This is a genomic window from Micromonospora sp. NBC_00858 (assembly GCF_045207365.1).
Lineage (GTDB): Bacteria > Actinomycetota > Actinomycetes > Mycobacteriales > Micromonosporaceae > Micromonospora.
This window is the reverse complement of sequence record NZ_CP108828.1, coordinates 3,822,502-3,844,850: the sequence shown is the minus strand read 5'-3', so window position 1 is coordinate 3,844,850 and position 22,349 is coordinate 3,822,502. Positions and strand designations below refer to the sequence as shown.

Sequence of the window (22,349 nt, the reverse complement as noted above, 5' to 3'; positions counted from 1 at the left end):
GCCCCGGCCAGGTCCGTCCGCGGACCGGCCGGAGGTGCCCGACATCCTTTAACGACCCGTCCAGTGAGGCGGGGAAGGAGGTCCGCCGTGGCATACCCACCGGCTGCCCGCTCGTCACCACCGCGACAACCCTCGGTGAAGGTGATCCTCGCCAGCGCCGACGTGCAACGCGTGGTCGACCGCATCGCCCACCAGATCCTGGAGAAGACCCAGGGCGCCGCCGACACGGTGCTGCTCGGGATTCCCACCCGGGGTGCCCCGCTCGCTCGGCGGCTCGCCGCCCGGATCAGCACCTTCGAGGACGTCGCCGTCCCGGTCGGTGTGCTCGACATCACGCTCTACCGCGACGACCTCCGCCGGCACGCCACCCGCGCGGTCGGCCCGACGGAGCTGCCGGCCGGTGGCATCGACGGCAAGCGGGTCATCCTCGTCGACGACGTGCTCTTCTCCGGCCGCACCGTCCGGGCCGCGCTCGACGCGCTCAACGACGTGGGCCGCCCGGCGTCCGTGCAGCTCGCCGTCCTGGTCGACCGCGGCCACCGGGAGCTGCCGATCCGGGCCGACTACGTCGGCAAGAACATCCCGACCTCGCTCGTCGAGAGCGTCAGGGTCACGCTCGCCGAGACCGACGGAGCCGACGAGGTCAAGCTGTACGGGGGGACCACCTCATGATCAGGCACCTGCTCTCCGGCGCGGACCTGGACGCCGACACCGCCACCGAGATCCTGGACACCGCCGCCGAGATGGCCACGGTCGCCGGCCGGGAGATCAAGAAGCTGCCCGCGCTGCGCGGCCGGACCGTGGTGAACCTCTTCTACGAGGACTCCACCCGCACCCGGATCTCCTTCGAGGCGGCGGCGAAGCGGCTCAGCGCCGACGTGATCAACTTTTCCGCCAAGGGGTCCAGCGTCACCAAGGGCGAGAGCCTGAAGGACACCGCGCTGACCCTGCAGGCCATGGGCGCCGACGCGGTGGTCGTCCGGCACCCTGCCTCCGGTGCGCCGCACCGGCTGGCCAACTGGGTGGACGGGTCGGTGGTCAACGCCGGCGACGGCACCCACGAGCACCCCACCCAGGCGCTGCTGGACGCGTACACCATGCGGGCCCGGCTTGGCCGGCTGGCCGGCCTGTCGGTCGCGGTCGTCGGGGACGTGCTGCATTCCCGGGTGGCCCGCTCGAACGTGCTGCTGCTCTCCACCCTCGGCGCCAAGGTCACCCTGGTCGGCCCGCCCACCCTCATCCCGGTGGACATCTCCGCGGCGCTCGCCCCCGGCACCGACGTCTCCTACGACCTCGACTCCGTGCTGCCCAACGTCGACGTGGTGATGATGCTGCGGGTGCAGCGGGAGCGGATGAACGACTCCTACTTCCCCTCCGCCCGCGAGTACGCCCGCCGTTACGGCCTGGACGGGCCGCGGATGCGCCGGCTGCCCGAGCACGCGATCGTCATGCACCCCGGCCCGATGAACCGGGGGATGGAGATCACTCCCGAGGTGGCCGACTCTCCCCGCTCCACCATCGTCGAACAGGTCACCAACGGGGTCTCCGTGCGGATGGCCGTCCTGTACCTGCTGCTCGGAGGGAACAACCGGTGACCGCGTACCTGATCACCAGCGTGAGTGTCGTCGGCTCCGCACCGACCGACCTGCTGATCCGCGACGGGGTGGTCGCCGAGGTCGGCCCGGGGCTGTCCGCACCGGACGCCACGGTGCTCGACGGCACCGGCCTGGTCGCCCTGCCCGGACTGGTCGACCTGCACACCCACCTGCGCGAGCCCGGTCGGGAGGACGCCGAGACCGTCGAGTCCGGCTCCCGCGCGGCCGCGCTGGGCGGCTACACCGCGGTCTGCGCGATGGCCAACACCTCCCCGGTCGCGGACACCGCCGGCGTGGTCGAGCAGGTCTGGCGGCTCGGCCGGGAGGCCGGGCTGGTCGACGTGCAGCCGATCGGCGCGGTCACCGTCGGGCTGGCCGGCGAGCGCCTGGCCGAGCTGGGCGCGATGGCCGACTCCGCGGCCCGGGTGCGGATCTTCTCCGACGACGGGCACTGCGTCGCCGACCCGAAGCTGATGCGCCGGGCCCTGGAGTACGTCAAGGCGTTCGACGGGATCATCGCCCAGCACGCCGAGGAGCCCCGGCTCACCGAGGGCGCCCAGATGCACGAGGGTGAGGTCTCCACCCGACTCGGGCTGATCGGCTGGCCGGCGGTCGCCGAGGAGGCGATCATCGCCCGGGACGTGCTGCTCGCCGAGCACGTGGGCAGCCGGTTGCACGTCTGCCACGTCTCCACCGCCGGCAGCGTCGAGGTGCTGCGCCAGGCCAAGGCGCGCGGGGTACGGGTCACCGCCGAGGTCACCCCGCACCACCTGCTGCTCACCGACGAGCGGGCGGAGACCTACGACCCGGTCTTCAAGGTCAACCCGCCGCTGCGCACCGCCGCGGACATCGCCGCGCTGCGCGCCGCGCTCGCCGACGGGGTGCTCGACGTGATCGCCACCGACCACGCCCCGCACGCCGTGGAGGACAAGGAGTGCGAGTGGGCGTACGCCCGGCCGGGGATGCTCGGCCTGGAGACGGCCCTCTCCATCGCGCTGGACGTGCTCGGCCCCGAGTGGGACCTGATCGCCGAGCGGATGTCGCGGACCCCGGCCCGGATCGCCGGGCTGGCCGGCCACGGTGTCGACCCGGCACCCGGCGTGCCGGCCAACCTGACCCTGGTCGACCCGGCCGCCCGTCGCACCATCGACCCGGCGGAGCTGGCCAGTCGCAGTCGCAACACCCCGTACGCCCGCATGACGCTGCCGGGTCGCATCGTGGCGACCTTCCTGCGTGGCGAGCCGACGGTCCTGGACGGAAAGGCAATCAAGTGACCCGCAGACGTTCCGCGATCCTCGTACTCGAGGACGGGCGTACGTTCCACGGCGAGGCGTACGGCAGTGTCGGGGAGACCTTCGGCGAGGCGGTCTTCAACACCGGCATGACCGGCTACCAGGAGACCCTCACCGACCCGTCCTACCACCGGCAGGTGGTGGTGCAGACCGCCCCGCACATCGGCAACACCGGCGTCAACGGCGAGGACGACGAGTCCAGCCGGATCTGGGTGGCCGGGTACGTGGTGCGCGATCCGGCCCGGATCGGTTCGAACTGGCGGGCCACCGGCAGTCTTGAGGACCGGCTCGCCACCGAGGGTGTGGTGGGCATCAGTGGAGTGGACACCCGGGCGTTGACCCGGCACCTGCGGGAGCGGGGCGCCATGCGGGTGGGCATCTCCAGCGTCGACGACGACCCGCGCGGCCTGCTGGCCCGGGTTCGCCAGTCGCCGCAGATGGTCGGCGCGAACCTCTCCGCCGAGGTGACCACCGCCGAGCCGTACGTCGTCGAGGCGGTCGGGGAGCACCGGTTCACCGTGGCGGCGCTGGACCTGGGCATCAAGCGCAACGTGCCGCGCCGGCTCGCCGCGCGTGGGGTGACCACCCACGTGTTGCCGGCTGGGTCGAGCATGGAGGAACTGCTCGCCACCGGCGCCGACGCGATCTTCCTTTCGCCCGGCCCCGGCGACCCGGCCACGGCCGACGGCCCGGTGGCGCTGGCCCGGGAGGCGCTCGTCCGGCGGGTGCCGCTGTTCGGCATCTGCTTCGGCAGCCAGATCCTCGGCCGGGCGCTCGGCTTCGGCACCTACAAGCTGGGCTACGGCCACCGGGGGATCAACCAGCCGGTGCTCGACCGGACCACCGGCAAGGTGGAGGTGACCAGCCACAACCACGGCTTCGCCGTCCAGGTGCCCGGCGCGGGGCAGGGCGCGGTGGTCCCCGACCAGGTGATCGGCACCGATTTCGGCGGGGTTCGGGTCAGCCACGTCTGCCTCAATGACAACGTGGTCGAGGGGCTGCGAGCCGTGGACGTGCCCGCCTTCACCGTTCAGTACCACCCGGAGGCGGCGGCCGGCCCGCACGACGCGGACTACCTCTTCGACCGTTTCGCCGAGCTGATCGAAGGCCGCGGCCTCGACTCGCAGCACAGTGAGGGGCGCAGCAATGCCTAAGCGGACCGATCTCAAGCACATCCTGGTGATCGGCTCCGGGCCGATCGTGATCGGGCAGGCCTGCGAGTTCGACTACTCCGGCACCCAGGCCTGCCGGGTGCTGCGCAGCGAGGGGATCCGGGTCAGCCTGGTCAACTCCAACCCGGCGACGATCATGACCGACCCGGAGTTCGCCGACGCGACCTACGTCGAGCCGATCACCCCGGAGTTCGTGGAGCTGGTCATCGCCAAGGAGCGGCCGGACGCGATCCTGGCCACCCTCGGCGGGCAGACCGCGCTGAACACCGCGGTCGCCCTGCACGAGGCCGGCGTGCTGGAGAAGTACGGCGTGGAGCTGATCGGCGCGAACATCGACGCGATCAACCGGGGCGAGGACCGCCAGCTGTTCAAGGAGATCGTGGCCAAGGCCGGGGTCCGCCTCGGCATCGAGGACCCGGCCGCGCTGGTGCCCCGCTCGCGGGTCTGCCACTCGATGGACGAGGTCGAGGCGACCGTCGCCGAGTTGGGCCTGCCGGTGGTGATCCGGCCGTCGTTCACCATGGGTGGCCTGGGCTCCGGCATGGCGCACACCCCGGAGGACCTGGCCCGCATCGCCGGCGACGGTCTCTCCGCCAGCCCGGTGCACGAGGTGCTCATCGAGGAGAGCGTGCTCGGCTGGAAGGAGTACGAGCTGGAGCTGATGCGCGACCGGCACGACAACGTGGTGGTGGTCTGCTCGATCGAGAACGTCGACCCGATGGGCGTGCACACCGGCGACAGCGTCACCGTGGCCCCGGCCATGACGCTCACCGACCGGGAGTACCAGCACCTGCGTGACCTGGGCATCGCGGTGCTGCGCGAGGTCGGTGTGGACACCGGCGGCTGCAACATCCAGTTCGCGGTCAACCCGGCCGACGGCCGGATCGTCGTGATCGAGATGAACCCGCGGGTGTCCCGCTCCTCGGCGCTGGCCTCCAAGGCGACCGGCTTCCCGATCGCCAAGATCGCCGCCAAGCTGGCCATCGGCTACACCCTCGACGAGATCCCCAACGACATCACGTTGAAGACCCCGGCGGCCTTCGAGCCGACGCTGGACTACGTGGTGGTGAAGATCCCGCGGTTCGCGTTCGAGAAGTTCCCCGGCGCCGACCCGGAGCTGACCACCACGATGAAGTCGGTGGGCGAGGCCATGAGCCTCGGGCGCAACTTCACCGAGGCGCTGAACAAGGCGATGCGCTCGATGGAGACGAAGGAAGCGGGCTTCTGGACGGTGCCGGACCCGGCCGACGCGACGACGGAGAACACCCTCGCCGCGCTGCGGATCCCGCACGACGGCCGGCTGTACACCGTCGAGCGGGCGCTGCGCCTGGGCGCGTCGATCGCCGAGGTCACCGCCGCCTCCGGCGGGATCGACCCGTGGTTCCTGGACCAGATCGCCGCGCTGGTCGAGCTGCGCGCCGAGATCGTGGACGCCCCGGTGCTCGACGCCGAGCTGCTGCGCCGGGCCAAGCGGGCCGGCCTGTCCGACCGGCAGCTCGCCGCGCTGCGGCCGGAGCTGGCCGCCGAGGACGGCGTACGGACCCTGCGGCACCGCCTCGACGTGCGCCCGGTCTACAAGACGGTGGACACCTGCGCCGCCGAGTTCGAGGCGACCACGCCGTACCACTACTCCAGCTACGACTCGGAGACCGAGGTCGTGCCGTCGGACCGGCCGAAGGTGCTGATCCTGGGGTCCGGCCCGAACCGGATCGGGCAGGGCATCGAGTTCGACTACTCATGCGTGCACGCGGTGCAGGCGCTGCGGGCGGCCGGCTTCGAGACCGTCATGGTCAACTGCAACCCGGAGACCGTCTCCACCGACTACGACACCGCCGACCGGCTCTACTTCGAGCCGCTGACCTTCGAGGACGTGCTGGAGGTCTGGCACGCCGAGGAGTCCTCCGGCCGGGCGGCCGGCGGGCCGGGCGTGGTCGGGGTGGTCGTGCAGCTGGGCGGGCAGACGCCGCTGGGGCTGGCGCAGCGGCTCAAGAACGCCGGCGTACCGGTGGTCGGCACCTCCCCGGAGTCGATCCACCTCGCCGAGGAGCGCGGCGCGTTCGGCGCGGTGCTCGCCCGGGCCGGGCTGCGCGCACCGGCGCACGGCATGGCCACCTCCTACGACGAGGCCAAGGCGATCGCCGACGAGATCGGCTACCCGGTGCTAGTCCGGCCGTCGTACGTGCTGGGCGGGCGGGGCATGGAGATCGTCTACGACGACCCGACGCTGCGCGACTACATCGGCCGGGCCACCGACATCTCCCCGGACCACCCCGTGCTGGTGGACCGGTTCCTGGACGACGCCATCGAGATCGACGTGGACGCGCTCTGCGACGCCGACGGCGAGGTCTACATCGGCGGGGTGATGGAGCACATCGAGGAGGCCGGCATCCACTCCGGCGACTCGTCCTGCGCGCTGCCGCCGATCACCCTCGCGGGCTCGCACCTGGCCGAGGTTCGTCGCTACACCGAGGCGATCGCCCGTGGCGTCGGCGTCCGCGGCCTGCTCAACGTGCAGTACGCGCTCAAGGACGACGTGCTCTACGTGCTGGAGGCCAACCCGCGCGCGTCGCGGACCGTCCCGTTCGTCTCCAAGGCGACCGCGGTGCCGCTGGCCAAGGCGGCGGCCCGGATCGCGCTCGGCGCCAGCATCGCCGAGTTGCGCGCCGAGGGCCTGCTCCCGGCGACCGGGGACGGCGGCACGATGCCCGCCGACGCGCCGATCGCGGTCAAGGAGGCGGTGCTGCCGTTCAAGCGCTTCCGTACCCGCTCCGGCAAGGGGATCGACTCGCTGCTCGGGCCGGAGATGAAGTCGACCGGCGAGGTGATGGGGATCGACACTAACTTCGGGCACGCCTTCGCCAAGAGCCAGTCGGCCGCGTACGGCTCGCTGCCGACCGCCGGGAAGATCTTCGTCTCGGTGGCCAACCGGGACAAGCGTGGCATGATCTTCCCGATCAAGCGCCTAGCCGATCTGGGCTTCGAGATCGTGGCGACCACCGGCACCGCCGAGGTGCTTCGTCGGCACGGCATCGCCTGCGAGCAGATCCGCAAGCACTACCAGGCCGGCGAGGGCGACGACGCGGTGTCGCTGATCCTCGGCGGCCACGTGGCGCTGGTGATCAACACGCCGCAGGGCTCGGGCGCCAGCGCCCGCTCGGACGGGTACGAGATCCGCAGTGCCGCGGTCACCGCGGACATCCCCTGCATCACCACGGTCCCCGGCGCCGCCGCGGCCGTGATGGGTATCGAGGCGCGGATCCGCGGCGACATGCAGGTCCGCCCCCTGCAGGACCTGCACGCCACCCTTCGAGCCGCCCAGTGACCGTGTTCGAGCGGGTGGTGCGGCCGCAGTTGTTCCGGGTTGGCGGTGGGGACGCGGAGGCGGCGCACGAGTGGACGTTGCGGCGGCTGGCCGCGCTGTCCCGGCGGCCGATGGCGTTGGCGGCGCTGCGGGCCCGGTACGCGGTCCAGGCACCGCGCACGGTGTTCGGCGTGCGGTTCCCCAACCCGGTCGGGCTGGCCGCTGGAATGGACAAGGACGGGGCGGCGCTGCCGGCCTGGCCGGCGCTCGGCTTCGGCTTCGTCGAGGTCGGCACGGTCACCGCGCGGGCACAGCCGGGCAACCCCCGGCCGCGGCTGTTCCGGCTGCCGGCCAGCGAGGCCGTGGTCAACCGGATGGGCTTCAACAACGCCGGCGCCGCCGCACTGGCCGCCCGGCTGACCGCGCTGCCGCGGCCGATCGGCGTGCCGCTGGGCATCTCGTTGGGCAAATCCAAGGTGACCCCGCTGGACGAGGCGGTCGAGGACTACCTCGCCTCGTACCGGGCGCTGCGCGGGCACGGCGACTACTTCGCGGTGAACGTCTCCTCACCGAACACCCCCGGGCTGCGCTCGTTGCAGGATCGGGCGCACCTGGACGCGCTGCTCGTCGCGCTGGTCGGGGAGAAGCCGGTGTTGGTCAAGATCGCCCCTGATCTGACCGAGGCGGCGATCGCCGAGCTGTTGGAGGTCTGCCTGGCCCGGGGCGCGGCCGGGGTGATCGCCACCAACACCACCCTGGCCCGGGACGGGCTCGCCCCGGTGGACGCCGAGCGTGGCGCGCAGGCCGGCGGCCTGTCCGGCCGGCCGCTCACCGGCCGGGCCCGGGAGGTGGTCTCCTTCGTGCACCGGGAGACCGGTGGCCGGCTGCCGATCATCGGGGTCGGCGGAGTGCTGGACCCGGACGACGCGGCGCGGATGTTCGACGCCGGCGCCGCCCTGGTGCAGCTCTACACCGGCTTCATCTACCGAGGCCCCGCCCTGGTCCGTGCCGTCGCCCGCGCGACGGCCGCGTCCCCGGCGCCGGACGCGGTCGCCGGGCGGTGACCGGACCCGGCGTGGGGCGTACGGCTGCCCTGCCCGCCCAGGACTGGAAGGAACGCGCGTGACGCCCGAGGAGATCCTGACCGCCGACCGGGCGCACGTCTGGCATCCGTACACCGCGCTGCCGTCGGCGAACCCGCCGTACGTGGTGCAGAGCGCCGAGGGGGTACGGCTGCGGCTGGCCGACGGGCGGGAGCTGGTGGACGGGATGTCGTCCTGGTGGGCGGCGATCCACGGCTACCGGCACCCGGCGTTGGACGCGGCGGTGACCGACCAGCTCGGCCGGATGAGCCACGTGATGTTCGGCGGGCTCACCCACGAACCCGCGGTCCAGCTCGCCCGGACCCTGGTCGAGCTGAGCCCGGACGGCCTGGAGCACGTGTTCCTGGCCGACTCCGGCTCGGTCAGCGTCGAGGTGGCGGTGAAGATGTGCCTGCAGTACCAGCGGGCCGTCGGCCAACCGCAGCGGCGCCGGCTCGCCACCTGGCGGGGCGGCTACCACGGCGACACGTTCCACCCCATGAGCGTCTGCGACCCGGAGGGCGGGATGCACCACCTCTGGGGCGACGTACTGCCCCGGCAGGTCTTCGCCCCGGTCCCGCCGGGCGGCTTCGCCGACCCGCCCGACGAGGCGTACGTGGCGGAGCTGGTGGACGCGGTCGAGCGGCACGCCGACGAACTGGCCGCGGTGATCGTCGAGCCGGTGGTGCAGGGTGCCGGCGGGATGCGCTTCCACCATCCGGGGTACCTGCGAGTGCTGCGCGAGGTGACCCGCGCGCACGGAGTGCTGCTGATCTTCGACGAGATCGCCACCGGCTTCGGCCGTACCGGGACGATGTTCGCCGCCGAGCACGCCGGGGTGACCCCGGACGTGATGTGCGTGGGCAAGGCGCTCACCGGCGGCTACCTGACCCTGGCGGCGACGCTCTGCACCCCGCGGGTCGCCCGGGCCATCTCCGCCGCGGGCGTGCTGGCGCACGGACCCACCTTCATGGGCAACCCGTTGGCCTGCGCGGTCGCCAACGCCTCCATCGGGCTGCTGCGGGCCGGGGACTGGGCGGCGCAGGTGGAAAGGGTCGGCGGCGGCCTCCGCGCCGGGCTGGAGCCGCTGCGCGGCGCACCGGGCGTGACCGACGTGCGGGTGCTCGGCGCGATCGGGGTGGTCCAGCTCGACCACGAGGTCGACCTCGGCGCGGCCACCGTGGCGGCGGCCGACCAGGGGGTCTGGCTGCGGCCGTTCCGCGACCTGATCTACACGATGCCGCCGTACGTCACCGACGACGCCGACCTGGCCCGGATCGCAGCCGGGGTGGCGGCGGCCGTGGCGGCCGGCTGAGCCACCCTGACCAACGGCTCAGGGGTACGCCGGGCGGGGCAGCCGTTCGGACGAGGAGAGGGGAAGTACCGGATGGAGAGCTTCGGCACCCGGTTGCACCGTGCCGTCACCGAGCGGGGGCCGCTGTGTGTCGGCATCGACCCGCATCCCGGTCTGCTGGCCCGCTGGGGGCTCGCCGACGACCTTCAAGGGCTTGACCGGTTCGCCCGGACCGTCGCGGACGCGCTCGGTGACCGGGTTGCGGTGGTCAAGCCTCAGTCGGCCTTTTTCGAGCGATTCGGATCCCGCGGAGTGGCGATTCTTGAGTCAACTATCCGACAGTTACGGGATGCCGGCTCGCTCGTTCTGCTGGACGTCAAGCGCGGCGACATCGGCTCGACGGTCAGCGCGTACGCCGCCGCGTACCTCGATCCATCCAGCCCGCTGTATGTCGACGCGGTCACCGCGAGCCCCTACCTGGGGGTGGGTTCGCTGGCGCCGATGTTCGAGCTGGCCGCCCAGCACGGCGGCGGGGTCTTCGTACTGGCCCTCACCTCCAACCCCGAGGGCGCCGCCGTGCAGCAGGCCCGCACGGCCGACGGACGCACCGTCGCGCAGACCGTGATCGACGAGATTTCCCAGCTCAACAGGGGTGCGACCCCACTCGGCAGCTTCGGTCTGGTGGTCGGCGCGACCATCGGAGACACCGGTCACGACCTCTCCGGCGTGGGGGGTCCGCTGCTCGCCCCGGGGCTCGGCGCGCAGGGTGCCGGCGCGGCGGATCTGCGTACCGTCTTCGGTCCGAGCCTGGCCAACGTGCTGCCCTCGTACTCCCGTGAGGTGCTCTCGGCGGGCCCCGACGCCGTCGCCCTGCGGGCCGCCGCGGACCGGGTGCTGGCCGAGTGCCGGGCCGTTCTGGCTGCCCGTGACTGACTGACGGCTCGGTCACTCTGCGATGATCACTGCGCGTCCACGTTGCCGAAAGCTCCGTTGACCGCTAGTTTTCCCCGCGCTGGGAACCACGGACCCCTTGGTTCACAGCGACACCACGTTTCACAGATGCGGCGGTGCGCCCCGCCCGCCGCGATAGGGACCTGAGGAGAACTGGTGCCGCTCCCGTCACTGACCCCCGAACAGCGCGCTGCCGCGCTCGAGAAGGCCGCGGAGATCCGCAAGGCCCGTGCCGAGCTGAAGGAGCAGCTCAAGCAGGGCAAGACCACCCTCGGTGCCGTCCTCGAGCGCGCCGAAGGCGACGACGTCGTGGGCAAGCTCAAGGTTTCGGCCGTCCTGCAGGCAATGCCGGGCATCGGCAAGATCCGGGCGACCCAGATCATGGAGAAGCTCAAGATCGCCGACAGCCGTCGCCTGCGCGGCCTCGGCGAGCAGCAGCGCAAGGCACTGCTTGGAGAGTTCGCCGCCAACTGAACCTGGCAGCGTGTAGAAACAAGCAGTGAGCACGGATGACGAGGCGCGCCCGGCGGCTCGGCTCACTGTCCTGTCTGGACCTTCGGGTTCGGGCACGGAGAGTGTCGTCGAGCTTGTCCGGGCGCGTTCTCCGTCCGTGTGGATCCCGGTGCCGGCCACCACCCGGCCACGCCGGGAGACGGAGGTGGACGGGGTCGACCGAGTCTTCCTCGCCCCCACCGAGTTTGACCGCCGGGTGGCCGTCGGCGAGCTGCTGGAGTGGTCCCGGATGGGCCCGCACCGCCGCGGCACCCCGTACCTGCCGCTGCGCGCCCGGCTCGACGCCGGGCAGCCGGTGTTGCTCCCGCTGGACCTGGCGGGCGCCCAGTTGGTCCGGGCGCGGCTACCCAACGCCCGGCTGGTGCTGCTGAGCCCGCCCGGGCACCGCCCCGACCCCGCTGTGGCGGCGGCCTTCGACCACACCGTGGCCCACGACCGCACCGATCGGGCGGTCGAGGAGCTGGTAGGCTTACTCGGTTCTTCTTATCCGGATCCGGCCTGGTCACGCGTGCGTGGCTGACGGCCGACCGCCGTTGAGACTCAGCACCGCGTCCGCGCGGCTCGAAAGACGCAGAGGTTAATTCGTGGGATCCATCGCCAACCCCGAAGGCATCACCAACCCGCCGATCGACGAGCTCCTCGAGAAGACGACGTCGAAGTACGCGCTGGTCATCTTCGCCGCCAAGCGCGCGCGCCAGGTGAACGCCTACTACAGCCAGCTCGGTGAGGGCCTCCTGGAGTACGTCGGCCCGCTCGTCGAGACCACCCCGCAGGAGAAGCCCCTCTCCATCGCCATGCGCGAGATCAACGGGGGCCTGCTCACCGCCGAGCCGACCGACCAGCCGTAAGCCCGCACACGTCGATGTCCGCCGGGATCGTCCTCGGGGTCGGCGGCGGCATCGCCGCCTACAAGGCCTGTGAGCTGCTGCGGCTCTTCACCGAATCGGGCCACCGGGTTCGTGTCGTGCCGACCGCGTCGGCGCTCCGGTTCGTCGGAGCGCCGACCTGGGCGGCGCTCTCCGGCCAACCGGTCGCCGACGACGTCTGGTCCGACGTGCACGAGGTGCCGCACGTCCGGCTCGGCCAGCAGGCCGACCTGGTGGTGGTCGCGCCGACCACCGCCGACCTGCTCGCCAAGGCCGCCCACGGGCTCGCCGACGACCTGTTGACCAACACCCTGCTGACCGCGCGCTGCCCGGTGGTGCTGGCCCCGGCCATGCACACCGAGATGTGGGAGCACCCGGCCACCGTGGCCAACGTCGCCACCCTGCGCGCCCGGGGTGTCCGGGTCATCGAGCCGGCCGTCGGCCGACTCACCGGCGTCGACACCGGCAAGGGCCGCCTGCCCGACCCGGCGGAGATCTTCGCGGTCGCCCGTCGGGTCCTCGCCCGGGGCGGGCACGCCCCCGCTGACCTGGTCGGCCGCCGGGTGGTGGTCACCGCGGGGGGCACTCGCGAGCCGCTGGACCCGGTCCGCTTCCTGGGCAACCGCTCCTCCGGCAAGCAGGGCTACGCCTTCGCCCGGGCGGCGGTCGCCCGGGGCGCCCGGGTCACCCTGGTCTCGGCGAACGTCTCCCTCACCGACCCCGCCGGGGTCGACCTGGTCCGAGTGGGCACCACCGCCGAGTTGCGGGAGGCCACGCTGAAGGCCGCCGTCGAGGCCGACGCGGTGGTGATGGCGGCGGCTCCGGCCGATTTCCGGCCGGCGACGTACGCGGCTGGCAAAATCAAGAAGTCGGACGATGGCGTCGCACCCACCATCGAGCTCGTCACGAACCCGGACATCGCGGCGGAGCTCGGCCAGCGCAAACGACCGGAGCAGTTGCTGGTGGTGTTCGCCGCCGAGACCGGCGAGGCCGAGGCCAACGGACGGGCGAAACTCGCCCGGAAGCGGGCCGACCTGATCGTGGTCAACGAGGTGGGGCCGGACAAGGTCTTCGGCGCCGACACCAACACGGTGACGGTGATCGGCGCGGACGGCTCGGTCAGCCGACTGCCCGAGCAGGCCAAGGAGGACGTGGCCGACATCGTATGGGATCTCGTCGTGGCGCGGCTGCCCGGCCGCTCCTGACGGGTGGAACAAGGCGCGACCGACCCCGACACCCGCCGCAGTGGTGACTACACTGCCGCGGAATGACTTCACACGCTTAGGAGTGCCGTGACACGCCGCCTCTTTACGTCCGAATCGGTCACGGAAGGCCACCCGGACAAGATCGCCGACCAGATCAGCGATGGCATCCTCGACGCGCTACTCACCGAAGACCCGCACAGCCGGGTGGCGGTCGAGACCATGATCACCACCGGCCAGGTCCACATCGCCGGTGAGGTGACCACCAAGGCCTACGCCGACATCCCCACCATCGTGCGCCGGACCATCCTCGACATCGGCTACGACTCCTCGAAGAAGGGGTTCGACGGCGCATCCTGCGGGGTCAGCGTCTCCATCGGCGCGCAGTCCGAGGACATCGCGCAGGGCGTGGACAACGCCTTCGAGCTGCGTACCGGGGCGTCGGAGAGCGCGCTGGACGCGCAGGGCGCCGGGGACCAGGGCATGATGTTCGGCTTCGCCTGCTCCGAGACGCCCGAGCTGATGCCGCTGCCGATCGCGCTGGCGCACCGGCTGGCACGCCGACTGGCCGCGGTGCGCAAGGACGGCACCATCCCGTACCTGCGGCCCGACGGCAAGACCCAGGTGACCATCGAGTACGAGGGGCTGCGCCCGGTCCGGCTAAACACCGTGGTCGTGTCCAGCCAGCACGCCGCGGACATCTCGCTGGAGTCGCTGCTCACCCCGGACGTGCGCGACCACGTCATCGCCCCGGAGCTGGAGAGCCTCGGTCTGGACACCGACGGCTACCGGCTGCTGGTCAACCCGACCGGCCGGTTCGAGATCGGCGGGCCGATGGGTGACGCCGGCCTGACCGGCCGCAAGATCATCGTCGACACCTACGGCGGGTACGCCCGGCACGGTGGCGGCGCGTTCTCCGGCAAGGACCCGTCCAAGGTGGACCGGTCGGCCGCGTACGCGATGCGCTGGGTGGCCAAGAACGTGGTCGCCGCCGGCCTGGCCGAGCGGTGCGAGGCCCAGGTCGCGTACGCCATCGGCAAGGCCCACCCGGTGAGCCTGTTCATCGAGACGTTCGGCACCGAGACCGTGCCGGTCGCCTCGATCGAGAAGGCCGTCAACGAGGTGTTCGACCTGCGCCCGGCCGCGATCATCCGGGACCTCAACCTGCTCCGCCCGATCTACCAGCAGACCGCCGCGTACGGCCACTTCGGCCGGGAGCTGCCGGACCTGACCTGGGAGAGCACCGACCGGGCCGCCGACCTCAAGTCGGCCGCGGGAGCCTGACCGCCACCAGGCGTAGCGACCGGCGACCCGCGGATGGGTCGCCGGTCGCTCGCGTCTGCGTGGATGTTCCGCTGGCGCACCTGGACCGGCCGTTCGACTACCTGGTGCCCGCCGAGCTGGACGACGTGGCGGTGCCCGGCACCCGGGTGAAGGTGCGCTTCGCCGGACAACTCGTCGACGGCTGGCTGCTGGCCCGCGCCGACGACTCCGGGCACACCGGTCGGCTCGCCTACCTGGAGAAGGTGGTCTCGCCGGAGCCGGTGCTGGCGCCCGAGATCGCCCGGCTGGCCCGGGCGGTCGCCGACCGGTACGCGGGCAGCCTCGCCGACGTGCTCCGGCTGGCCGTGCCACCCCGGCACGCCCGGGTCGAGAAGGAGCCCCGTGGCGGCGGCGCGTCCACCCCACCAGAAGCCGCCCCCGACCGGGCGACCGCCGCGTCCGCGGCCGTGCAGACCGCGACCGCTGACCCCGCAGCCGTGCAGCCCGGGACCATCGACCCGGCGGCCGCCGAGCCCGGGGGAGCGGTCGACCCGCGCGGCTGGCGGGACTACCCGACCGGGCCGGCCCTGCTGCGCGCGCTCACCGACGGCCGGGCACCTCGCGCGGTCTGGTCGGCGCTGCCCGGCGAGGACTGGGCCGCCCGCTACGCCGACGCGGTCGCCGCGACCGTCGCCGGGGGACGCGGCGCGGTGGTCGTGGTGGCTGACGCCCGCGACCTCGATCGGCTGGACGCCGCGCTCACCGCTGTGCTCGGCCCGGAACAGCACGTCAGCCTCTCCGCCGCGCTCGGTCCGGCCCGGCGCTACCGGGCGTTCCTCGCCGCCCGGCGCGGGGAGGTGCCGGTGGTGATCGGTACCCGGGCGGCGATGTTCGCCCCGGTGGACCGGCTCGGTCTGGTCGCCGTCTGGGACGACGGGGACGACCTGCACTCCGAGCCCCGGGCGCCCTATCCGCACGCCCGCGACGTGCTGCTCACCCGCGCCCAGCTCGCCGAGGCCGGCGCGCTGGTCGGCGGGTACGCCCGTACCGCCGAGGCGCAGCTGCTGCTGGAGACCGGTTGGGCCCGGGAGGTGGTCGCTGACCGGGCGACCGTGCGGGCCCGTATCCCGGCCATCGCGCCGACCGGCGACGACCCGCAGCTGGCCCGCGATCCCGGGGCGGCCACCGCCCGGCTGCCCAGCCTGGCCTGGACGGCCGCCCGCGACGCCGTCCGGGCGGACCTGCCGGTGCTGGTGCAGGTGCCCCGGCGCGGCTACCTGCCCTCGATCTCCTGCGCGGACTGTCGCACCCCGGCCCGCTGCGCGCACTGCGCCGGACCGCTCGCGCTGCCCTCGGCCGGCGGCACCCCGGCCTGCCGCTGGTGCGCCCGGGTGGCCGCCGCGTACGCCTGCCCGCAGTGCGGTGGGCGGCGCCTGCGGGCCGCGGTGACCGGCGCCCGGCGTACCGCCGAGGAGCTGGGCCGGGCGTTTCCCGGTGTGCCGGTGCGCACCTCGGGGCGGGAGGAGGTGCTGACCGACGTGCCCGGCGGGGCGGCCCTGGTGGTCGCCACGCCGGGCGCCGAGCCGGTCGCCGAGGGCGGCTACGGCGCGGTGCTGCTGCTCGACTCGTGGGCCCTGCTGACCCGGGCCGACCTGCGTGCCGGGGAGGAGGCGCTGCGCCGCTGGCTGGCTGCTGCGGCTCTGGCCCGCCCGGCACCGGCCGGCCGGGTGGTGGTGGTCGCCGACGGCGCGCTCGCCCCGGTGCAGGCGCTGCTGCGCTGGGACGCTGGCTGGTTCGCTGGCCGTGAGCTGGCCGAGCGCCGTGAGCTGGGCTTCCCGCCGGCGGTGCGGATGGCCAGCGTCACCGGCCCGGCCGAGGCCGTGGCCGACCTGCTCGCGGCGGCCCGGCTGCCGGACGACGCCGAGGTGCTCGGGCCGGTGCCGGCCGAGGAGGGCCGGGAGCGGATGCTGGTGCGGGTGCCCCGGGCCCGGGCTGCAGCGCTGGCCGAGGCGCTGCACTCGGCCGCCGGGGTGCGCGCCGCCCGGAAGGCCGCCGATCCGGTCCGCCTTCAGGTCGATCCGTTGAGCATGTTCTGACCGTGTCGGCCGGCGTCGAAGGCCACCGGACCTGGTCCGGGACGGTGGTCCTCGCACACCGCGTCCGGCAAAGCGGTGGCGCCGGAGTGGTAGCATCGCCCGTCATGCCAAGGCGTACGACGGCTCCAGGTCGCGACGGGGCGTCAGACGCGCCGAGCTGGGGCCCTCGCAGGATGGCGGGAACGCGTCGGTCGGGCGCGAGGTCGATGATGTCTTCAATGAGCCGGTGATCAGGGGTGGACCAGTCGTGACCGTTGGACAATCGATCGTCTTCAACGGCGACCTCGGCAGCGGCAAGAGCACCGTGTCGGTCGAGATCGCCAAGCGGCTGGGCATGCGCCGGGTCAGCGTGGGTGACCTCTACCGCGAGATGGCGCAGCAGCGGCAGATGACCGCCCTGCAGCTCAACCTGCACGCCGAGCTTGACCAGGCCGTCGACGGCTACGTCGACCAGCTTCAGCGCGACATCGCCGCCTCCGGCGAGCGCCTCGTCATGGACTCCCGGCTGGCCTGGCACTTCTTCACCGACGCGCTCAAGGTGCACATGATCACCGAGCCGGGTGAGGCGGCCCGCCGGGTGCTGGCCCGTCCGTCTGGGCCGGCGGAGAGCTACGCCTCGCTGGAGGAGGCCACCGCCAAGCTGCGCGAGCGCAGTGAGAGCGAGCGCAGCCGGTTCATCATCCGGTACGGGGTGGACAAGGCACGGCTGCGCAACTACGACCTGATCTGTGACACCACCCGGGCCTCCGCCGCCGAGGTGATCGAGCACATCATCGCCGCGTACGAGGGGAAGCTCGGCGCCGAGGTGCTGCGCGACGGCCCACCGCTGCTGCTGCTGGACCCGGCCCGGGTCTACCCGACCGAGGACATCGCCACCCTGCGTGGGCTGTGGGACACCGAGTTCGTCGGCGACGTGGCCGAGGCCGGCGACGAGGGGCTGGAGCCCCTGAAGATCGGGTTCACCGGCGAGTACTTCTTCGTCGTCGACGGGCACCGCCGGCTCAGCGCCGCCCTGCAGAACGGCTTCTCGATGGTCCCCGCCCAGCTCGTCGCGGAGGTCGACGAGCCGGTGGTGGGCGGGATGAGCGCCATCGACTACTTCGCCGCGCAGGTGCGCCCCGGCCTGGTGTACGACTGGGAGGCGGCCCACAAGATCCAGCTGCCGCTGCCGGAACCCGCGCTGCTCGCCGGCGACGCGGTCCTCGCCGGGGACCCGGGCGCCAGCGTCTGAGCCCACGAAGGCGGGGCCCGACCCTCGGCATGTGAGCCCGCAGGGGCGTCCTGACCACTGGAGCCTGAGCCCGCAGCGGGCCGGATCGGCGTCGTCACCCCGGCCGGGGGGCTGCCGATCGTGGACGCCATCGGGATGATGGAGCCTCCGACGCATCGACGGGGGAGGCCGGCCATGGAGGCTGCCGAGGCGCTCACACTGCTCATGTCGCCGCAGGGGCGGATCGATCCGTACCCGACGTACGAGCGGCTGCGCGCGCACGGGCCGGTGGTGGAGGCGCTGCCGGGCATGTACGTGGTGACCGGCTACGCGGAGGCCGACGAGCTGCTGCGCGACCCCCGGCTCGTGGTGCTGGACGACGCGCTGCGGGACGAGGTCTGGCCGGACTGGCGGGAGAGCCCGGCGGTGGCGTCGATCGCCCGGTCCATGCTGCGGACCAACCCGCCCGACCACAGCCGGATGCGCCGGCTCGCCGCCGGCGCGTTCACCCCGCGCCGGATCGCCGGCATGCGCGACGTGGTGCGCGCCCAGGCCGAGGATCTGCTCGACGAGATGTGCCACCGGGCCAGGGACGGCGCACCGGTCGACATGCTGTCCGACTTCGCGTACCCCCTGCCGGTGGGGGTGATCTGCGCGCTGCTCGGCGTACCGGCGGCCGACCGACCGCTGTTCCGCCGCTGGGCCAGCGACCTGACCGGGGTGCTGGAGCCGGAGATCACCCTTGAGGAGCTGGCCGTCGCCGACGCCGGCGCCACCGAACTGCGCGACTACTTCGTCGAGCTGGTCGTCGCCCGGCGCAACGCCCCGGCCGACGACCTGACCACGGCGCTGGTCCAGGTGCACGACGCCGACGGCGATCGGCTCACCGGCCACGAGCTGCTGGCCAACCTGGTGGTGCTGCTCGTCGCCGGCTTCGAGACCACCACCAACCTGCTCGGCAACGGGCTGGTGGTGCTGCTGGGGCACCCCGAGGCCGCCGCCGCGCTGCGCGCCGACCCCGGGCTCGCCCCGGCATACGTCGAGGAGCTGCTGCGCTACGACTCGCCGGTGCAGCTGACCACCCGGACCAGCAGCGCGCCGGTGCGCTGCGGCGGGCTCGACCTGCCGGCCGGCAGCGTGACGCTGCTGCTGCTCGGCGCGGCCAACCGGGACCCACGCCGGTTCCCCGACCCGCAGCGCTTCGACCCGACCCGCGACCAGGCGCACCCGCTCTCCTTCGGCGCCGGCCCGCACTACTGTCTCGGCGCCGGGCTGGCCCGGCTGGAGGCGCAGCTCGCCTTCCCGTTGCTGCTGCGCCGGCTGCCCGAATTGGCCCTGGCCGGGACGCCCCAGCACCGGACCCGGCTGACCCTGCGCGGCTACCAGAGCCTGCCGGTGACGCTGGGCACACCGGCGGCGGCCGATCGAGGTACGCCGGCCGGTGCCGGCCCGAGCACTCCGTAGACTGGTACGGCACCGCTCGTCCCACCCATGAAGGAGCCCTCCCGCGTGACCGTTCAGCCCATCCGTCTGTTTGGGGATCCGGTGCTGCGCACGCCGGCCGATCCGGTGGTCGACTTCGACGCCGAGCTGCGTAGGCTCGTCGCCGACCTGACCGACACGATGCGTGAGCAGAATGGTGCCGGCCTGGCCGCCCCGCAGCTCGGTGTGAGCCTGCGGGTGTTCACCTTCGACGTCGACGACGTGCTCGGGCACCTGATCAACCCGGTGCTCGAATTCCCCGACGAGGAGGAGCAGGACGGCCCCGAGGGCTGCCTGTCCATCCCCGGGCTCTACTTCGACACCAAGCGCCGGCAGAACGTCATCGCCAAGGGCTTCAGCTCGTTCGGGGACCCGGTGCAGATCGTCGGCACCGGCCTGATGGCGCGCTGCGTGCAGCACGAGACCGACCACCTCGACGGTGTGCTCTTCCTCGACCGGCTGGACCCGGAGGGGCGCAAGGAAGCGATGAAGGCGATCCGCCAGGCCGAGTGGTACGACGCGGCAGCTCCGCCGGTGGTCAAGCTGAGCCCGCACATCTCCGACCCGTTCGGCCTGGGCCGGTGACCGCGATGCGTGTGATCTTCGCCGGTACGCCGGCCGTCGCTGTGCCCGCCCTGGCCGCCGTCGCCGCCTCCCGGCACGAGCTGGTCGGCGTCGTCACCCGGCCCGACGCGCCCGCCGGACGCGGGCGCGGCCTGTCCCGTTCCCCGGTCGGCGAGTGGGCCGACGAGCACGGCGTCGAGGTGCTCACCCCGGCCCGCCCCCGTGACCCGGAGTTCCTCGACCGGCTACGCGAGCTCGCACCGGACTGCGTACCGGTGGTCGCCTACGGCGCGCTGGTGCCGCCGGCCGCACTGGAGATCCCCCGGTACGGCTGGATCAACCTGCACTTCTCGCTGCTGCCCGCCTGGCGCGGCGCCGCGCCCGTGCAGCACGCCGTGCTGCACGGTGACGAGCTGACCGGGGCCAGCGTCTTCCAACTGGAGCAGGGCCTGGACACGGGCCCGGTCTTCGGCACCCTGACCGATGAGATCCGTGCCGGCGACACCTCCGGCGACCTGCTGGAGCGGCTCGCCGAATCCGGCGCAGGGCTGCTGGTGGCGGTGCTCGACGCGATCGCCGACGACACCGCGCGGGCCGAGCCGCAACCGGCCGACGGAGTGACGTTGGCACCGAAACTGACCGTAGAGGACGCCCGCGTGCGCTGGACCGACCCTGCTTTCGCGGTGGACCGACGGGTCCGGGCCTGTACCCCGGCTCCGGGCGCCTGGACGACCTTCCGGGGCGAGCGGGTGAAGCTCGGCCCGGTCGTGGCGGCGGCCGACGGCCCCGACCTGAAGCCGGGGGAGCTGCTGGTGGAGAAGGCCCGGGTGCTGGCCGGCACGGCCACCGTGCCGGTGCGGCTGGGTGAGGTCCGGGCCGCGGGCAAGCGGGCCATGCCGGCCACCGACTGGGCGCGCGGCGTCCGGGTCAGCACCGGCGAGGACTTCGCGTGACGGCCCCGGAGGGGACGCGCCCGACGCGCGGTGGCCCGTCGACCGGTCGCGGCGGTGACCGCCGGCCGGTCCGGCCGCCGTTGGACCGGCCACGGCGTGCGGCGTACGAGGCGGTCGCCGCGGTGCACCGCGACGACGCGTTCGCCAACCTGGTGCTGCCCATCATCCTGCGCGAGGAGGGGCTGTACGGCCGGGACGCGGCGTTCGCCACCGAGCTGACCTACGGCACTCTGCGCCACCTGGGCACCCTGGACGCGATCCTGACCGAGGCGGCGGGCCGGGACGTGGCCCGGATCGACCCGCCGGTGCGTGACGCCCTGCGGATCGGGGCGTACCAGTTGCTGCACACCCGGGTGCCGGCGCACGCCGCCGTCTCGTCGACCGTGGACCTGGTCCGCGCCGTCGCGCCGGGCGCCACCGGGTTCGCCAACGCGGTGCTGCGCGAGGTGTCCACCCTCGACGTGGACGGTTGGGTGGCGAAGCTCGCCCCGCCGATGGAGACCGACCCGGTCGGGCACCTGTCGCTGGCGTACAGCCATCCGCAGTGGATCGTCCGGGCCTTCTCCGAGGCGCTCGGCGGCGACCTGGGCGAGACGGCCCGGCTGCTGATCGAGGACAATGAGCGCCCACCGGTGCACCTGTGCGCCCGGCCCGGTCTGATCGATCCGGTCGAGCTGGCCGACCAGGTCGGCGGGGCGCCCGGCGCCTTCTCGCCGTACGCCGTCTACCTGCCCGGCGGCGCGCCGGGCGACGTGCCGGCGGTGGTCGACGGCCGGGCCCACGTCCAGGACGAGGGCTCCCAGCTGGTGGCCAGCGCACTCGCCGACGCGCCGCTGGACGGCCCGGACGGGCGCTGGCTGGATCTGTGCGCCGGTCCCGGCGGCAAGGCCGGGCTGCTCGGCGCGCTGGCCGCGCAGCGTGGCGCCCGGGTGACCGCGGTGGAGGTGGCCGAGCACCGGGCCCGGCTGGTTTCCCAGGCGACCCGGGGCCTGCCGGTGACCGTGCTGGCAATCGACGGCCGTGAGGTCGGCGCGGACCCGAAGCTCCCGGAGGGGCACTTCGACCGGGTGCTGGTGGATGCGCCGTGCACCGGGCTGGGGTCGCTGCGCCGCCGGCCCGAGTCGCGGTGGCGTCGCCAGCCCTCCGATCTGCCGCCGTTGACCCGGTTGCAGCGGGAGTTGCTCGGCGCGGCGCTGCGCGCGGTCCGTCCGGGTGGCCTGGTCGCCTACGTCACCTGCTCGCCGCACACCGTGGAGACGCACGTGACGGTGACCGAGGCGGCTCGCCGTAGCGGGGTGCCGGTGGACTTCGTCGACGCCCGGCCGCTGCTGCCGGCCGGTATGCCTGGTCTGGGCGACGGGCCCACCGTGCAGCTCTGGCCGCACCGGCACGGCACCGACGCGATGTTCCTCGCCGTCCTGCGCCGGGGCTGAGTCGTTCCACGCCGGGGCTGAGCCGTCCCGGCGACGCGCACCGCACCCGGCCGCCCGGCCGGATGCGGGGTGCCCGGCCG

General features: G+C 73.3%; 19 protein-coding genes. All 19 read left to right on the top strand.

The window, feature by feature from the left end:
* Positions 1–87: 87 nt before the first annotated feature.
* On the top strand, positions 88–672 hold the full coding sequence (gene pyrR / locus OG990_RS17910) for a bifunctional pyr operon transcriptional regulator/uracil phosphoribosyltransferase PyrR (RefSeq protein WP_328414084.1): 585 nt from the start codon (positions 88–90) through the stop codon (positions 670–672).
* Positions 669–1,595, top strand: a complete 927-nt coding sequence (locus tag OG990_RS17905; protein WP_328414086.1) for an aspartate carbamoyltransferase catalytic subunit — start codon at positions 669–671, stop codon at positions 1,593–1,595. The genes pyrR and OG990_RS17905 overlap by 4 nt, the downstream gene beginning before the upstream one ends.
* Positions 1,592–2,869 carry a dihydroorotase gene (locus OG990_RS17900; protein ID WP_406081582.1) on the top strand — a complete coding sequence of 426 codons (1,278 nt, stop codon included), beginning with the start codon at positions 1,592–1,594 and terminating at the stop codon, positions 2,867–2,869. Before OG990_RS17905 ends, OG990_RS17900 begins: the two co-directional genes overlap by 4 nt.
* A complete protein-coding gene (gene carA / locus OG990_RS17895) occupies positions 2,866–4,041 on the top strand; it encodes a glutamine-hydrolyzing carbamoyl-phosphate synthase small subunit (protein ID WP_406081580.1) in 1,176 nt (391 codons plus the stop codon). The genes OG990_RS17900 and carA overlap by 4 nt, the downstream gene beginning before the upstream one ends.
* Positions 4,034–7,381: a carbamoyl-phosphate synthase large subunit gene (carB, locus tag OG990_RS17890; RefSeq protein WP_328414091.1), complete on the top strand. Its 3,348-nt coding sequence runs from the start codon at positions 4,034–4,036 to the stop codon at positions 7,379–7,381. Before carA ends, carB begins: the two co-directional genes overlap by 8 nt.
* On the top strand, positions 7,378–8,424 hold the full coding sequence (locus tag OG990_RS17885) for a quinone-dependent dihydroorotate dehydrogenase (RefSeq protein ID WP_406081578.1): 1,047 nt from the start codon (positions 7,378–7,380) through the stop codon (positions 8,422–8,424). Before carB ends, OG990_RS17885 begins: the two co-directional genes overlap by 4 nt.
* 58 nt (positions 8,425–8,482) lie before the next feature.
* Entirely contained in the window at positions 8,483–9,757 is a 1,275-nt protein-coding gene (locus OG990_RS17880) for an adenosylmethionine--8-amino-7-oxononanoate transaminase (protein ID WP_386991710.1), read from the top strand.
* A gap of 72 nt (positions 9,758–9,829) precedes the next feature.
* On the top strand, positions 9,830–10,669 hold the full coding sequence (gene pyrF / locus OG990_RS17875; RefSeq protein WP_406081577.1) for an orotidine-5'-phosphate decarboxylase: 840 nt from the start codon (positions 9,830–9,832) through the stop codon (positions 10,667–10,669).
* Positions 10,670–10,843: 174 nt separating this feature from the next.
* Positions 10,844–11,161, top strand: a complete 318-nt coding sequence (gene mihF, locus OG990_RS17870) for an integration host factor, actinobacterial type (RefSeq protein ID WP_053655462.1) — start codon at positions 10,844–10,846, stop codon at positions 11,159–11,161.
* Between the two features lie 25 nt (positions 11,162–11,186).
* Positions 11,187–11,720, top strand: coding sequence for a guanylate kinase (locus OG990_RS17865; RefSeq protein WP_386991707.1), 534 nt, complete (start codon positions 11,187–11,189; stop codon positions 11,718–11,720).
* Between the two features lie 64 nt (positions 11,721–11,784).
* Positions 11,785–12,048 (top strand): DNA-directed RNA polymerase subunit omega, encoded by a 264-nt coding sequence (gene rpoZ, locus OG990_RS17860; protein ID WP_074318577.1) that lies wholly within the window; start codon positions 11,785–11,787, stop codon positions 12,046–12,048.
* 14 nt (positions 12,049–12,062) lie between these two features.
* The gene (coaBC, locus tag OG990_RS17855) at positions 12,063–13,271 is read left to right on the top strand and encodes a bifunctional phosphopantothenoylcysteine decarboxylase/phosphopantothenate--cysteine ligase CoaBC (protein ID WP_406081576.1); all 1,209 of its coding nucleotides are present in this window, start codon (positions 12,063–12,065) and stop codon (positions 13,269–13,271) included.
* Positions 13,272–13,358: 87 nt separating this feature from the next.
* On the top strand, positions 13,359–14,552 hold the full coding sequence (metK, locus tag OG990_RS17850; RefSeq protein ID WP_355605826.1) for a methionine adenosyltransferase: 1,194 nt from the start codon (positions 13,359–13,361) through the stop codon (positions 14,550–14,552).
* 59 nt (positions 14,553–14,611) lie between these two features.
* Positions 14,612–16,627, top strand: a complete 2,016-nt coding sequence (locus OG990_RS17845) for a primosomal protein N' (protein ID WP_406081574.1) — start codon at positions 14,612–14,614, stop codon at positions 16,625–16,627.
* A 247-nt stretch (positions 16,628–16,874) separates the two neighbouring features.
* Positions 16,875–17,858, top strand: coding sequence for an AAA family ATPase (locus tag OG990_RS17840; RefSeq protein ID WP_328414112.1), 984 nt, complete (start codon positions 16,875–16,877; stop codon positions 17,856–17,858).
* A gap of 174 nt (positions 17,859–18,032) precedes the next feature.
* Positions 18,033–19,301: a cytochrome P450 gene (locus tag OG990_RS17835; protein ID WP_406081573.1), complete on the top strand. Its 1,269-nt coding sequence runs from the start codon at positions 18,033–18,035 to the stop codon at positions 19,299–19,301.
* Positions 19,302–19,346: 45 nt separating this feature from the next.
* Positions 19,347–19,904 (top strand): peptide deformylase, encoded by a 558-nt coding sequence (gene def / locus OG990_RS17830; protein ID WP_328414115.1) that lies wholly within the window; start codon positions 19,347–19,349, stop codon positions 19,902–19,904.
* Between the two features lie 5 nt (positions 19,905–19,909).
* Complete coding sequence (fmt, locus tag OG990_RS17825) at positions 19,910–20,836, top strand: methionyl-tRNA formyltransferase (RefSeq protein ID WP_406081799.1); 927 nt, start codon at positions 19,910–19,912, stop codon at positions 20,834–20,836.
* Positions 20,791–22,269 carry an RsmB/NOP family class I SAM-dependent RNA methyltransferase gene (locus tag OG990_RS17820; RefSeq protein ID WP_406081798.1) on the top strand — a complete coding sequence of 493 codons (1,479 nt, stop codon included), beginning with the start codon at positions 20,791–20,793 and terminating at the stop codon, positions 22,267–22,269. Before fmt ends, OG990_RS17820 begins: the two co-directional genes overlap by 46 nt.
* Positions 22,270–22,349 lie beyond the last annotated feature (80 nt).

Excerpts from the sequence above, each read along its gene's own strand:
- OG990_RS17905 (WP_328414086.1), top strand. The coding sequence starts at position 669 with ATGATCAGGCACCTGCTCTCCGGCGCGGACCTGGACGCCGACACCGCC.
- coaBC (WP_406081576.1), top strand. The coding sequence starts at position 12,063 with ATGTCCGCCGGGATCGTCCTCGGGGTCGGCGGCGGCATCGCCGCCTAC.
- pyrF (WP_406081577.1), top strand. The coding sequence starts at position 9,830 with ATGGAGAGCTTCGGCACCCGGTTGCACCGTGCCGTCACCGAGCGGGGG.
- fmt (WP_406081799.1), top strand. The coding sequence starts at position 19,910 with ATGCGTGTGATCTTCGCCGGTACGCCGGCCGTCGCTGTGCCCGCCCTG.
- carB (WP_328414091.1), top strand. The coding sequence starts at position 4,034 with ATGCCTAAGCGGACCGATCTCAAGCACATCCTGGTGATCGGCTCCGGG.
- OG990_RS17835 (WP_406081573.1), top strand. The coding sequence starts at position 18,033 with ATGGAGGCTGCCGAGGCGCTCACACTGCTCATGTCGCCGCAGGGGCGG.